Origin of the sequence: Enterobacter sp. FB (assembly GCF_000805795.1) — a bacterium.
Lineage (GTDB): Bacteria > Pseudomonadota > Gammaproteobacteria > Enterobacterales > Enterobacteriaceae > Enterobacter > Enterobacter roggenkampii.
The window spans coordinates 372,440-386,461 of the sequence record NZ_JSZC01000006.1 but is presented as its reverse complement, the minus strand read 5'-3'; the positions used below and the strand labels follow the sequence as shown (position 1 = coordinate 386,461).

Here is a 14,022-nt window from a genome sequence, read left to right as displayed (position 1 = left end):
ATTGTCGGAGGCGCGCTTTACGCTATGTTGACAATTAGTTCCTCAAATGTAACTAAAAGGTTAACTATAATGTCGAACACGTTCCGAATTTCTCTGCTTACCGCTACCGTACTGTTCTCTGCTTCTGCACTGTCTGCCCTGCCGCAGGGTTATCCTGCTGAGTATCAAAAAGTGGTTGATGCCGCCACGAAAGAGGGCAAGGTTGTCATCTATTCCACCACCGACATCAAAGCTGCCGGCCCGCTGATCCAGGGCTTCGAAAAAACCTACCCGGGCATTAAAGTCGAATACAACGACATGAACAGCACCGAGCTGTACAACCGTTTCATCAGCGAACAGGCTTCCGGCGGCGTGAGCGGCGACGTGGTCTGGAGCTCTTCGATGGACACGGGCCTGAAGCTCGCCACCGACTACGCCATGGAGTACAAATCTCCGGAGCAAAGCCAGCTGCCGAAATGGGCGGTCTGGAAAGATAAGGCCTACGGCACCACCTATGAGCCGGTGGTCTTCATCTACAACAAGCGCCTGATCCCGGCCGGTGACGTGCCGGATTCTCACGCCGCGCTGGCGAAGCTGATTGCCAGCCAGACGGACAAATTCAAGAACAAAGTCACCACCTACGATATCGAAAAATCGGGTCTGGGCTTTATGCTCTCGGTGCAGGATCACAACGCCGATCCGAACTACTTTAAGACCCTGGCCGACGTCGCCAAAGGGGGCCTGTCGGTGCAGTCGTCTACCGGCACCATGATGGAGCGCGTCTCCTCCGGTGAAAACCTGATCGGCTTCAACATCCTCGGTTCCTACGCGGAAGCGCGTGCGAAGAACGATCCGTCACTCGGCATTGCCTATCCGAAGGATTACACCCTGGTGCTGTCGCGCGTGTCGTTCATCAGCCAGCAGGCGCAAAACGGCAATGCCGCGAAGCTTTGGCTGGACTACGTGCTCTCTGAACAAGGGCAAGGCATTCTGGCCAACCAGGCGGACATTCCCTCCATTCGTAACGATATCGAAGGGAAAAATGATATCGACGGCCTGACCAAAATCCTCGGCAACGCGCTGAAGCCGATCCCGGTTGATGAAACGCTGCTGGAATACCTGCAGCCGAAAAAACGCCTCGAGTACATCAAAGAGTGGCGTACCGCCGCCGGTAAATAAGCGTCTGAGCGCGGCGCTGGCCGCCGCGCGCCCTTATCGACTGAGTTCGTTTTTCTGGGCTGCAACACCAGGGATACCCCATGAATACATTACGCAGAAAGTGGCAAAGCCTGCCGCGAGGCATCGTCGTGCTGATAACCGCCCTGGTTATCTACACGCCGCTGTCGTTTATCGTGCTCCAGAGCTTCCTGTCCGCGCCGTTCTTTTCGCCGTCAAAAGAGTGGAGCTTTGAATCATTTGATTTTATTTTCACCGACCCCGATTTTTATAAGGCCCTGAAAAGCGGCTTTATTCTGGCTTTCGGGCTGGTCTTTATCTCTATCCCGCTGGGCGGCGTGCTGGCGTTTCTGATGGTGCGTACCGACCTGCCCGGTCGCCGGCTGATTGAGCCGCTGATCCTGGTCCCGATTTTCGTTTCACCGATGGTGCTGGGCTTCGGCTACGTGGTGGCCGCCGGTCCGGTGGGCTTTCTCTCCCAGTGGGCGGAGGCGCTGATTGGCTTTGTGCCGTGGAATATCTACGACATGTCGAGCATTGTGGTCATTGCCGGCCTGACGCACGTCCCGCACGCCTATCTGTATATCTCGTCAGCGCTGCGCAGCGTGGGCTCCGACGTGGAAGAAGCCGCGCGCACCGCGGGCGCGTCGCCCTGGCAGGTGATGACCTCCGTCAGCCTGCCGATGGTGCGCCCGTCTATTCTGTACGCCACCGTGCTGCTGTTCTTCCTCGGGCTGGAAGTGTTCGGCCTGATGCTGGTCCTCGGCGACCCGGAAGGCAACATGGTGCTGGCGACCTATCTTTATAAGCTGACGAACAAGATGGGTACCCCGTCCTATAACCTGATGGCGGCGGTTGCCGTAGTGCTCATCTGCATCACCATCCCGCTGGTGATGCTCCAGCGTCGCCTGATGCGCACCGCCAACCGCTTCGTCACCATGAAGGGCAAGGCCTCGCAGGCCCGGGCTCTGCCGCTGGGTAAATGGCGCTGGGTGGCTGGCGCGGTGATTGCCTTCTGGCTCACCGTCACCATTGGCGTTCCGTTGCTCGGCGTGGTGCTGCGCGCGTTTATCTCCAACTGGGGCGTGGGCGTTTCGCTGTGGGACGAGCTTTCTCTGAACACCTTCCGTACCATCTGGGCGCAGCCCAACCTGCTGCGCGCCATCGTCAACTCCATGGCGATTGGCGTGATTGGCGGCGCGCTGGCCGTGGTGTGCTACCTGTTTGTCGGCATCGCCATGCACCGCAAGCCGGATAACACCACGCGTTTCCTGGACTACAGCGTGCTGGTGCCGCGCGCCGTGCCTGGCCTGCTGGCGGGTCTGGCCTTCCTGTGGGTGTTCCTGTTCCTGCCGATGTGGCTGGATAACTCGCTGAAATCCGGCTGGCTTTCCGGGTTTGCCTGGACCGACTGGATGCGTGAAAACGTCATCGTCTGGCTGCGCTCGCTGCGCAGCACCATTTTCAGCGTCTGGCTGGCCTATACCGTGGTGTGGATGGCTTACGGGCTGAGGCTCATCTCTTCCACGCTGCTGCAGGTGGGGCCGGAGCTTGAAGAAGCCGCGCGTAGCACCGGGGCGACGCGCGGGCAGATCACCCGCCACGTCACCATCCCGCTCTCCCGCTACGGTCTGATCGGTTCGTGGCTGCTGATGTTCCTGATCTTTGAACGCGAATATTCAACGGGTGTGTACCTGCTTTCACCCGGCACGGAGACCATCGGCTCGATGCTGGTTTCCCTCTGGGCCGCGGGTGCCATTGATATCGTGGCGGCGCTCTCTTTCATTAACATCCTGCTGGTCGTGGTAGGTCTGGGCATTGCCCTTCGTTTCGGAGTGAAAATACATGATTGAATTAGCGGTTGACGATCTGCACTTAACCTACGGCGACAATCCTGTTTTAAAAGGTGTCTCCATGAACCTGAAGCGCGGCGAAGTGGTCTCCCTGTTAGGCCCCTCCGGCAGCGGTAAAACCACCCTTCTCCGCGCCGTCGCGGGTCTGGAAAAACCGACCCAGGGGTCGATTGTGATTGGCAACAATAAAGTTTACGACGGTACGCCGCGCAGCGAGGTCCCGGCGGAAGAGCGTAACCTGGGGCTGGTATTCCAGTCATACGCCCTGTGGCCGCACAAAACCGTGTTTGAGAACGTGGCCTATCCGCTCAAGCTGCGCAAAGTCCCGGCCAAAGAGATCCAGCAGCGCGTGCAGGACGTGCTGGACCAGCTTGGTCTGGGCCATCTTGGCAAACGTCACCCGCATCAGCTCTCCGGTGGGCAGCAGCAGCGCGTGGCGATTGGCCGGGCGCTGGTGTACAACCCGCCGGTGATTTTGCTGGACGAGCCGCTTTCCAACCTCGACGCCAAGCTGCGCGAAGAGGCCCGCGTGTTCCTGCGCGAGCTGATTATCAAGCTCGGGCTATCGGCGCTGATGGTGACGCACGACCAGAACGAAGCGATGTCCATTTCCGACCGCATCCTGCTGCTGAACAACGGCAAAATTGAGCAACAGGGTACGCCGCAGGAGATGTACGGCTCACCGAAAACGCTGTTTACCGCCGAATTTATGGGCAGCAACAATCGCCTGCACGGCAAGGTCACCGAAGTGCGCGACGGGAGAGCGCGCATCGAAGGGAAAGGCTGGGTGCTGTGGGGCCAGGCGGGCGAAGGGGTACAGAGCGGTAATGACGCCACGGCGGTGATCCGCGTCGAGCGCGTCGCGGTGGTCGAGGGACCAGGGGAAAATCAGCTTGAGCTACCGCTGCTCACCAGCATGTATCTCGGCGACCGCTGGGAGTACCTGTTCCGCACGGTGGGGGATGATTTTGTGATCCGCGCGTATGGGCATGAGGTTCGGGATCCGCAGCACTGCCATCTTTCGCTGCCGGAGAAGCATGTGTGGGTGTTTCCGAAAGGGTGAATTTAAGAGGAAAAGGCTGCGGGATGCGGCCTTTTTACGTTAGAAAACAGGAACAGCGTACCAAAGATCCTCATTTTTTAGATAGGGCAGAATCGTCTGCCGGGGCGGAGTAAATCTATAAATGACTTTGAGGTCTCTGTTAAACCCGTGGTGATTCAGGGGCGGTTTGCCCCCTTATTCTTTGGGATAAGAAAATTCAGCAGTGACTAAATGCGATTCTGATTTACCTGATTGGACGTCATACGCGAAGTTATACCGCTCTCCAGGTGCAAACTTAAATCCGAACACAGGAAGACACCCGCCCTTTTGAACATACACGGGCTTGTCATCAAAAATCTTGTGGAGAGAGTCGCTATTATCACTGTTGATTTGGATAGCAGTGATCCGTTCCTGTGGCTCCAGTGGTGACACCACACAAACTTGATTATCTTTGATTAATGCCGTTGTAGATTCACGATCTACCATTCGATCACCCGGCCCAGGGCATCCCGTTAAGATGAATACAACACCCAGCAACATTTTGTTCTTCATGTTTAACGCCCCTTCCCTGTTACGATTTTTTGGTAAAGCGAAGGGACATCCTGCAACAAATCTACGCCCCTGTACATCCCCATGCGCCCTGGTCTCTGATAGTAAGACCACTTACTGATCCCATAAACCAGTAGCAACCAGTAATCAGCTAAAATAGAGGCTTGCTGTTCAAGAGAGTAATCAGTGAGTTTTTCTTTATCCAGCCTGTAGGTATATTCAGCAGCCCAGCTAAAAGCTCCCCGCATTCTCACCCATTGCCCGTGTTGGTGTTGCCAGACATGCCCCAGTTCATGGATGAAAACATATTTATCTTCGATAAAGACCGAGTTTGCGGAAAAGTCTTCTCTGTACATCGACTTTCTGTACCATAACTCTCCGTTTGGAGTCATCGCGTAGTTTTGTTTTTGTAGTCCGAATGGTAAATAACTGTCGCAATGAATCCAGACACGGCTATAAACTATCGAATCACCGAACACCCTACGAGCCATTGCAATCTCGCCTAATGTCATCCGGCGTAATTTTCCTTCCTCTGCCTGTGCGCTCATAAACTGTCCTCCTTGTATGATTTATATCAGGGTATCCAGGGAGCATAAAACGCGCAACTAACAGATTTAGGACAATAGAAGACATAAAGCCCCGTTGATGATGCAGCAACAAGCGGAGCGTAGCGACTTCATCAGATTGTCAGAGGGATCACACCTTATCAGGGTGCTCGTGTACCGTCAGGAGCGTGAGCGAAGCGCTGGCAGAGCCTGCATATCGTGTGCAGGTACGTTTACCACTATACACCTGTTTACGTGCCTCATAAGGCCGCACATCGGGCTTTAATGCGTGATCAATCTGTTGATGGCATAACGATGCCTGGATGGGCTTTATCTTCACGTTTTGCTATCGCGGTGTGAGGATGCTACTGCCGCCAACGCTGAGTTATACTGTCATCTCACCATGTAACTTAGCGTGACAGTTACCAAGGGCGGATCAAAATGGTAGAACCCATAGGCAACAAAAAATAGGTAACTATTTAAGTTCCTGATAGAGAAGGCTTCAAAGACTTGTTTACAAGTGGAAATTCTGGAGCGGGCGAAGGGAAATCACCCCCGCTCCAAAGTTCTCGTAATCCCATGGATTTATTAACAAAAACGTGATGCATTGTAGGAGGGTTTTGTAGGAGGAACTACAACGTTTTGCAAACCGCTTCACTCCAGAACGCTGATAAGTTTTAGCGCGTCATTTCTGACAGAATCTTGCATTCGCTCAGAGTCAGCGATCAACGCCAAAGCCTCAATACTTAAACCATCCCTGATCACTTTTCGCGCTTTACTGAGACGGCCCCGGCAACTTTTCTCTGTATAACCCTCACTTGAGTGCATTTGCTCAATGATATAAGCGCTTGGTAAATTTAAATCGGCAAAATGATGGTAGTAGTGACCTGCCCCCACGATTAGATACAACACTCAGTTAGTAACGTCGGAATCTTCATTCTCAGAATGACCCTTTCTCCAGCCCGCTGCAAATTCAGACGGTGTCTGATAATTCAGCGTGGAGTGCGGGCGGCATTCGTTATAATCCTGCCGCCAGTCATTAATAATTTTCCTGGCATGAACGATATCGCTGAACCAGTGCTCATTCAAACATTCATCGCGAAATCGTCCGTTAAAGCTCTCAATAAATCCGTTCTGCGTTGGCTTGCCCGGCTGGATTAAGCGCAACTCAACACCATGCTCAAAGGCCCATTGATCCAGTGCACGGCAAGTGAACTCCGGCCCCTGGTCAGTTCTTATCGTCGCCGGATAGCCTCGAAACAGTGCAATGCTGTCCAGAATACGCGTGACCTGAACGCCTGAAATCCCAAAGGCAACAGTGACCGTCAGGCATTCCTTTGTGAAATCATCGACGCAGGTAAGACACTTGATCCTGCGACCGGTGGAAAGTGCGTCCATGACGAAATCCATCGACCAGGTCAGATTGGGCGCCGCCGGACGGAGCAGCGGCAGACGTTCTGTTGCCAGCCCTTTACGACGTCTTCTGCGTTTTACGCCCAGGCCACTGAGGTGATAAAGCCGGTACACGCGCTTATGATTAACATGAAGCCCTTCACGGCGCAGCAACTGCCAAATACGACGGTAGCCAAAACGCCTGCGCTCCAGTGCCAGCTCAGTGATGCGCCCTGATAAATGCGCATCAGCAGCCGGACGGTGAGCCTCATAGCGGCAGGTCGACAGGGATAAACCTGTAAGCCTGCAGGCACGACGTTGCGACAGACCGGTCGCATCACACATCAACATCACGGCTTCCCGCTTCTGGTCTGTCGTCAGTACTTTCGCCCAAGAGCCACCTGAAGCGCCTCTTTATCCAGCATGGCTTCGGCAAGCAGCTTCTTGAGTCTGGTGTTCTCTTCCTCAAGCGACTTCAGGCGCTTAACTTCAGGCACCTCCATACCGCCATACTTCTTACGCCAGGTGTAAAACGTGGCATCGGAAATGGCATGCTTGCGGCAGAGTTCACGGGCGGGTACCCCAGCTTCGGCTTCGCGGAGAATACTGATGATCTGTTCGTCGGAAAAACGCTTCTTCATGGGGATGTCCTCATGTGGCTTATGAAGACATTACTAACATCGGGGTGTACTAATCAACGGGGAGCAGGTCATAACAACTTGACTATCAGCTTACACACCTTAGCTATCGGTGTTTGTCGTTTGCTGTTCCCTTCAATCAAACACGAACGGAACGTTTTTTACCTTCTTCATGTTCGCGGTATAAATGCAGCCGGATAAGCTGGGCGAGAGAAAGTGGATCTCCTAGATTTGGAAGCGACTCTTGCAGGCATAGCGTCCGAAAATTTCCGCGACGGCAAGGCATTCCTTATACTTAACAGTCAGTCATGATTGCATTTTTGACATGGCAGAGTAAGAATATTCTTAATGGTATTTTTTCTCATGACTAAAAACAGCTTAAAGGGTGATATGAACACACGCTTGGTAATAATGTTTTCTGTTAGCGTTATGCTTACAGGATGTGTAAAACACGTCGACCGTTCTCCAAAAGGAGATGTATCCCTTTTGACTTCGAATGAGCTTTGTCGGGCTGCTGGCTATGCTTACGCCACAGGTAATTCTGAACGTTTTTACGCTGCTGTAGCTGAAGGAAAGAAAAGGGATGCAAATCATACAATAGGTATTACCGGACCTGAATGCGGCACGATGAGCAATCTGGGAGCATTTCAGGCTCAACAAGATGCCCAAGAGAATCAATTAGCACAAGCTCGCTTTGCCGCCGGAATGCAGAACCTTTCAAATACCTTAGCCCAGCAACAACAGATGCAAATACAGCAACAAGCGGCCTTCGATGCCAATATGCAAGCGACACAAAACAATTATCAATTACAACAACTGAACAACAATATAAGCCAACTTAATAACAACTTAATCAATTGACTTAAGCATATAATTTTGCATCTGGCATCAACACAACATGCCAGCGGAATCGAAAGCATTCAATTTTCAAGGTGATGTATGCCCGTATCCAGTTATTACCAAGCCCAACCGGATAGTTATGTGCGCTTTGATTGGCGTGGCAATTCCATAGAAGGCGAGTTTTTCAGCTATGAGGAGTGTGGCCGAGATATCGATCCAAAATGGGGATACATCCGACCATTTGATAGAGTCATCAGACAACAACTAATCGATAATTTGCAAGCAACTCACGGGATTGATCTCCAGACATTCACCTCTCAAGGCGACCTGATCACCTGTGATGCTTTTGTCACCCATAAAGATCTGCAGGCAGCACACCAAGTTCTCGTAGAGTCCTTTGATTTCGTTGATGAATCGGAGCTTACAACTGAAAGGGAACACATCGGTAACTGCCGTGTCGATTTGATAAGACGCCAATACATTGTCGGCAGCAATCTTAAAGAGCCCAAAGAGTCTTTGGACAACCTCAATGCAGAGTTTCTTAAATGGGTAACACCTTTCTACACGCCGTTGCGTTACGAGCGGAAATGGTTAACCAAGCATCGTGAAGGGTTATTACGTTTTGGCGCGCTCGTTGCTGTCGCTGTTTTTGCCTATATCCACTACGGCTGATAATAGAAAAGCGAGACCTGTCCTGCGGTTTTGAGAAACCAACTTCATTCCGCACCATATTTACATACTGCACTTAATAAAAATGCGATAAGGACAAATCGAATGAAAAAAGTAATGATGAAAACTGTTTTAGCCAGTTTGGTTGTATCCAGTATTACTGTGTTGACAGGTTGTGTAACCTCACCAGATATGGAAGCAGCTAAACAACCGCTGGGTAGTATAGTCAGTGTTGTTAACGTTCCCGGGGTTAAAAAGGATGCACTTTACAGTAGTTCCAAAATTTGGGTTGCAAAGGCCTTCACTGATTCTAACAGCGTAATCCAATATGCCGATAAAGAAGAAGGTTCGATTGTTGGCAAGGGGAATGTTAAATACCCATGTGACGGTTTTAATGATTGCTTAGCTAATGAAGATGTTCGATATAAATTCACTATGAAAATCGACACAAAGGATGATAAAGCTCGCATCACCTTTGATGATATCCACATTTATCGTCCAGCCCATGTAAACAGCGGGATTGCGTTCCCTGCCATAGATTCGCCAAATATGACTGTTGGTGGACAAGCAAAAGCTAAAAAAGCGTTGAATGATATTGTGGAACAATACAAACGCGAGATCGTGACTGAAAGTAGCTCTGCTGCAAAAGACTGGTAACAGCCATCAGCTCAAAAACTTACCGGATAAGTTTTTGAGCTTTTATATCTGGGATTATGTGTGGCCGCATAATGATAGTTATGACAAGTTATCACACGGCATTTTTATTGCATTCGAAAGCAACCTGTTTCACTTGGCTACGCTAGCAACTCTATGAGAGCGCCGCAAATTCCGCGCCATGATTTCCACTACCTTCTTTAAAAAACTCGCCAGAGAGCTTCCTGGCGGGTTAAATGCGCATGTCATCACCTATACAATCAGCCAAATGTCACGATGAAACGAAGTTCATAACCTCTACCAGTAGGCCAGACTTTTTTTACTGAAGATACTTTCCACCCATCGACGCTCCATTCACCTTCTTTCCCATCACTGAGTAAACCAACAATGTCGGCAATTTTTCCGGGAGAATGAGGAAACATCTTTTTCATTATTTCAAATGAACCGTTTATAAAATAACCTCGGGCAATTTTGATGGCATTTGGCTCTTGATTATTCATATTAAGGATGAGCATCAATTTCTTTGTTTTGTCCTGATTACCTGATACGTAGTAAGCGATGTTATTGTTCATAGTATCGCTACTATTCGGCGTTTCTATCTCAAAATAGGGTGTTCCGCACGTATAGTCTTCGCTGCCTTCAGCATATGGTTTATAGGTTGACGGAGTTTTAATGAATGGCATTCCTGAAAGAAAATGGCAAGCATCTGAAGGAACCGGGTCAGGTATGCTAACGGCGAAACCTGGAGAGGAGATAATGGACAGCAACAAAAAAATAAACTTTTTATTCATGGCAAAAAATCCTGATCAAGCGAACCCAGTAAGATGTGTTTTATTGACCCGAGCACCATGCATGAAAGGTTACAATGTCAGGTCGTAACAATCCGTGTAACTAGTTTATCGGTCAGTTCAGCAGACACTTTATACCGCCGCCATGGGATCGATGTTGTTTCGTTTGGCAACTCGCTTCATGACCCGGATTGCTACTACCTCATTCGCACCTTTGACAGCGCTGAAAAATGGCTGCGGCTCTCAATGCTTTTTACGCAAGCGATGACTGGCACAGCGGTCCACGCGAAAACATCGTTGGCAGCATAGAGACCAGCATTAAAACAGTGATGAATCTACCAACTAAAAACGTGGAAGGGCTGCGGGTGCAATCGTAGGTTATATGGATTCACCAGACGCATTTTAAGCGCCTCAAAATTTGGCACTATGAAAATACTACCCTTAATAAAAAAAGCGCCACATAGCTTCCTGGTGCGTTTGGCACATCTTACGATTTATGTCTGCGCCGCGCGTCGATGACGCCTTGATAGATGCATGAATTTCACGCTGCCCTATCAGGGCGCGATAACGAACCGGAACGGTGATCCGCAGAACATAAATACCACTTGGACGTCGATATAGATTATCACGCTGCGCCATCGGCTGTATGACACCTTTGTAGGAGGATCACGAGCGCCGTCACGTATGGTTTAGAAAAAGATAGTGGAATGAATACGTTAGGGGAATTCTGGAGCGGGCGAAGGGAATCGAACCCTCGTATAGAGCTTGGGAAGCTCTCGTTCTACCATTGAACTACGCCCGCTTTGAGGTGCGTAAGGCATTATAGACCTTACGCACCTTCATACAAGCCTCTTCACAACTAACCGGCGATTAAATAATCACTTAGCACTTCGGTTTGCTGCCGGGCGCAGGAAGATAACGCTGCGGATCGATGGCCGTCGCCTTGTAGCGAATCTGGAAATGCAGCTTCACTGAATCCGTACCGGTGCTGCCCATGGTGGCAATCTTCTGCCCGGCTTTGACGTTCTGCCCGTTGTTGACCATCATCGTGTCGTTGTGCGCATAGGCCGTGATGTAGTCTTCCCCATGCTTAATCATGATCAGGTTACCGTAGCCGCGCAGCTGGTTACCCACGTAAACCACCTTCCCGGCCCCGGAGGCATAAACCGGCGTACCGCGCGCAGCGGCGATATCAATACCCTTGTTGCCACCTTCAGAGAGTGAGTAAGGGGCGACCACTTTACCGCTGGCAGGCCAAATCCAGCAGCGCTGTCCAACCGGCGGCCATGACGATTGCGGCACCTGATAGGACGGCGTCACTTTGGCGGTTTTGCCTTTCGAAGAGGATTTTTTACCGGAGGACGATCCGCCGCTAACCTTCAGCTGCTGCCCCACCTCGATGGTGTAGGGCGGAGAAAGGTTATTCAGCCGCGCCAGATCCTTCACGCTGGTTCCCGTTGCGCGCGAAATCCGGTACAGGGTGTCCCCGCGTTTGACGGTGTAGACCGAACCGGAATAGCTTCCCGTATCCGAAGATTTGCTCCCTGAACAGCCCGCCAGTAATAGCGTCAGCGTCAGGCAAAAAATAGCGGTAAGGGGTTTTCTCGTCAGGCTTCCTGCAAACAAAACAGATCCTCGGTCAGCGTGAATGGCGTACTATGATAACAGCCAAAACGAACAGGGGTCATGCCCTTTTCCGCTCTACGAGCCAAACCGTTCGTATAAGAATGCAGTATAATGCTTCGGCTGATGGTGCTGAACCACTCGGCAATTTGGCACTGGAGCATCAATGAGTATTCAAGAACACGTTATTTTGGTAAACGACCAGGGAATGGTGATTGGCACTCAGGAAAAATATGCCGCGCACACGTTACATACCCCGCTGCATCTGGCGTTCTCTTCCTGGCTTTTTAACGCAAAAGGGGAATGTCTGATCACCCGACGCGCCTTAAGCAAAAAAGCCTGGCCCGGCGTCTGGACCAACTCCGTCTGCGGCCACCCGCAGTCGGGCGAAGAGACAGTCCAGGCGATAATCCGCCGCTGCCGCTTCGAAGTGGGCGCAGAACTGACCGATATCACCGCCGTCGCCCCTGAATTTCGCTATCGGGAAACCGACCCGTCCGGGATCGTGGAAAATGAAATTTGCCCGGTATTCGCCGCCCGCATCACCAATGACGTGACGATAAACGAAGATGAAGTGATGGACTATCAGTGGGTTGAGCTTGATGCGCTATTCCGCGCGCTGGACGCGACGCCCTGGGCCTTTAGCCCGTGGATGGTCATGGAAGCGACAACCGCCCGCGAAAAACTTAAAGCCTTCGCGGCGCAATAAAAAAGCCCCTTTCGGGGCTTTTTTTACATCTTAACGTCTTACTTGACCGGGCGCATCGCCGGGAACAGGATCACGTCGCGGATGGTGTGGCTGTTGGTGAACAGCATCACCATACGGTCGATACCAATACCCAGACCCGCCGTTGGTGGCAGGCCGTGCTCCAGCGCGGTCACGTAGTCTTCGTCGAAGAACATCGCTTCGTCGTCGCCTGCCGCCTTCGCGTCAACCTGATCCTGGAAGCGCTGAGCCTGGTCTTCCGCATCGTTCAGCTCGCTAAAGCCGTTGCCGATTTCACGGCCGCCGATGAAGAATTCGAAGCGGTCAGTGATCTCCGGGTTCTGGTCATTACGACGCGCCAGCGGAGAGACTTCCGCCGGGTATTCGGTGATGAAGGTCGGCTGAATCAGGTGCGCTTCGGCCACTTCTTCGAAGATCTCGGTCACGATACGGCCCAGACCCCAGCTCTTCTCAACCTTGATACCGATGCTTTCGGCGATCGCTTTCGCAGAATCGAAGTTATCCAGATCGGCCATATTGGTTTCCGGACGGTACTTCTTGATCGCTTCGCGCATGGTCAGTTTTTCGAACGGCTTGCCGAAGTCGAAGACTTCTTCACCGTAAGGAACCTGCGTGGTGCCCAGAATATCCTGCGCCAGCGTACGGAACAGGGATTCGGTCAGCTCGATCAGATCTTTGTAATCCGCGTACGCCATATAGAGTTCCATCATGGTGAACTCTGGGTTATGACGAACGGAGATCCCTTCGTTACGGAAGTTACGGTTGATCTCGAACACGCGGTCAAAACCACCAACCACCAGACGCTTCAGGTACAGTTCCGGCGCGATACGCAGGTACATGTCCAGGTCCAGGGCGTTGTGATGGGTGATGAACGGACGCGCAGACGCGCCGCCAGGGATCACCTGCATCATCGGGGTTTCCACTTCCATAAAGTCGCGGTTCACCATGAACTGGCGGATACCGGCCATGATCTGGGAGCGAATTTTGAAGGTCTTGCGGGATTCATCGTTAGAGATGAGATCCAGATAACGCTGACGATAGCGCGCTTCCTGATCCTGCAGGCCGTGGAATTTGTCCGGCAGCGGGCGCAGGGCTTTGGTCAGCAGACGCAGCTCGGTGCAGTGGATAGACAGTTCACCGGTTTTGGTTTTGAACAGTTTACCTTTTGCGCCCAGGATATCGCCCAAATCCCACTTCTTGAACTGCTCGTTGTAGATGCCTTCCGGCAGATCGTCACGGGACACGTACAGCTGGATACGGCCGCCAACGTCCTGCAGGGTCACGAAGGAGGCTTTACCCATGATACGACGGGTCATCATGCGGCCCGCAACGGCCACTTCAACGTTCAGCGCTTCCAGCTCTTCGTTCTCTTTCGCGTCGAAGTCAGCGTGCAGTTGGTCTGAGGTGTGGTCACGACGAAAATCGTTCGGGAACGGCACGCCCTGCTCGCGCAGCGCTGCCAGCTTCTCGCGGCGGGTTTTCAGTTCGTTGTTAAGATCGACTACCGCGTCAGCGCCCTGTGCTTGTTGTTCAGACATGTTGGTTCC

13 protein-coding genes, 1 tRNA gene and 2 pseudogenes are annotated in these 14,022 nt (G+C 51.9%); 8 read left to right on the top strand and 8 right to left on the bottom strand.

Annotation, left to right across the window (positions count from 1 at the left end; translation table 11 throughout):
* Positions 1-69 precede the first annotated feature (69 nt).
* The 3 genes from PI91_RS04290 (at position 70) to PI91_RS04280 (ending at position 4,071) form a co-directional block, all read left to right on the top strand.
* On the top strand, positions 70-1,158 hold the full coding sequence (locus PI91_RS04290; RefSeq protein ID WP_039265502.1) for an ABC transporter substrate-binding protein: 1,089 nt from the start codon (positions 70-72) through the stop codon (positions 1,156-1,158).
* Between the two features lie 80 nt (positions 1,159-1,238).
* On the top strand, positions 1,239-3,008 hold the full coding sequence (locus tag PI91_RS04285) for an iron ABC transporter permease (protein ID WP_039265501.1): 1,770 nt from the start codon (positions 1,239-1,241) through the stop codon (positions 3,006-3,008).
* Positions 3,001-4,071, top strand: coding sequence for an ABC transporter ATP-binding protein (locus tag PI91_RS04280; RefSeq protein WP_039265500.1), 1,071 nt, complete (start codon positions 3,001-3,003; stop codon positions 4,069-4,071). Before PI91_RS04285 ends, PI91_RS04280 begins: the two co-directional genes overlap by 8 nt.
* A gap of 174 nt (positions 4,072-4,245) precedes the next feature.
* Here the strand turns inward: PI91_RS04280 and PI91_RS04275 are convergent, their stop codons facing one another.
* The 3 genes from PI91_RS04275 to PI91_RS04260 form a co-directional block, all read right to left on the bottom strand.
* Positions 4,246-4,602, bottom strand: coding sequence for a putative T6SS immunity periplasmic lipoprotein (locus tag PI91_RS04275; protein WP_025912428.1), 357 nt, complete (start codon positions 4,600-4,602; stop codon positions 4,246-4,248).
* Between the two features lie 2 nt (positions 4,603-4,604).
* A complete protein-coding gene (locus PI91_RS04270; protein ID WP_039265499.1) occupies positions 4,605-5,147 on the bottom strand; it encodes a type IV secretion protein Rhs in 543 nt (180 codons plus the stop codon).
* A 909-nt stretch (positions 5,148-6,056) separates the two neighbouring features.
* A protein-coding gene (locus tag PI91_RS04260; RefSeq protein WP_085950818.1) for an IS3-like element ISSen4 family transposase occupies positions 6,057-7,177 on the bottom strand; the annotation gives its coding sequence in 2 pieces (ribosomal slippage) (positions 6,057-6,919 and positions 6,919-7,177; 1,122 coding nt in all).
* Between the two features lie 360 nt (positions 7,178-7,537).
* Here PI91_RS04260 and PI91_RS04250 point away from each other — a divergent pair.
* From PI91_RS04250 to PI91_RS04240, 3 genes are all read left to right on the top strand, one after another.
* Positions 7,538-8,035, top strand: a complete 498-nt coding sequence (locus tag PI91_RS04250) for a hypothetical protein (protein WP_157841579.1) — start codon at positions 7,538-7,540, stop codon at positions 8,033-8,035.
* A 78-nt stretch (positions 8,036-8,113) separates the two neighbouring features.
* Positions 8,114-8,686 carry a hypothetical protein gene (locus PI91_RS04245; protein WP_023344855.1) on the top strand — a complete coding sequence of 191 codons (573 nt, stop codon included), beginning with the start codon at positions 8,114-8,116 and terminating at the stop codon, positions 8,684-8,686.
* A gap of 102 nt (positions 8,687-8,788) precedes the next feature.
* Positions 8,789-9,340, top strand: coding sequence for a DUF4468 domain-containing protein (locus PI91_RS04240; protein ID WP_052232707.1), 552 nt, complete (start codon positions 8,789-8,791; stop codon positions 9,338-9,340).
* A gap of 257 nt (positions 9,341-9,597) precedes the next feature.
* Here PI91_RS04240 and PI91_RS04235 read toward each other — a convergent pair whose 3' ends face one another.
* Positions 9,598-10,128 carry a hypothetical protein gene (locus PI91_RS04235; protein ID WP_023344857.1) on the bottom strand — a complete coding sequence of 177 codons (531 nt, stop codon included), beginning with the start codon at positions 10,126-10,128 and terminating at the stop codon, positions 9,598-9,600.
* 90 nt (positions 10,129-10,218) lie between these two features.
* Between PI91_RS04235 and PI91_RS26370 the strand changes: the two are divergent.
* Positions 10,219-10,502, top strand: a pseudogene (locus PI91_RS26370) (NIPSNAP family protein).
* Between the two features lie 124 nt (positions 10,503-10,626).
* Here PI91_RS26370 and PI91_RS26365 read toward each other — a convergent pair.
* From PI91_RS26365 to actS, 3 genes and pseudogenes are all read right to left on the bottom strand, one after another.
* Positions 10,627-10,764, bottom strand: a pseudogene (locus PI91_RS26365) (hypothetical protein); the annotation flags it as partial.
* 89 nt (positions 10,765-10,853) lie between these two features.
* Positions 10,854-10,927 (bottom strand) — tRNA-Gly (locus PI91_RS04230).
* 80 nt (positions 10,928-11,007) lie between these two features.
* Complete coding sequence (gene actS, locus PI91_RS04225) at positions 11,008-11,751, bottom strand: amidase activator ActS (RefSeq protein WP_039265496.1); 744 nt, start codon at positions 11,749-11,751, stop codon at positions 11,008-11,010.
* Positions 11,752-11,914: 163 nt separating this feature from the next.
* On the opposite strand from actS, the gene idi reads away from it, so the two are divergent.
* Positions 11,915-12,457, top strand: a complete 543-nt coding sequence (gene idi, locus PI91_RS04220) for an isopentenyl-diphosphate Delta-isomerase (RefSeq protein WP_039265495.1) — start codon at positions 11,915-11,917, stop codon at positions 12,455-12,457.
* Positions 12,458-12,495: 38 nt separating this feature from the next.
* On the opposite strand, the gene lysS is transcribed toward idi, so the two are convergent.
* On the bottom strand, positions 12,496-14,013 hold the full coding sequence (gene lysS / locus PI91_RS04215) for a lysine--tRNA ligase (protein WP_021242046.1): 1,518 nt from the start codon (positions 14,011-14,013) through the stop codon (positions 12,496-12,498).
* Between the last annotated feature and the right edge of the window lie 9 nt (positions 14,014-14,022).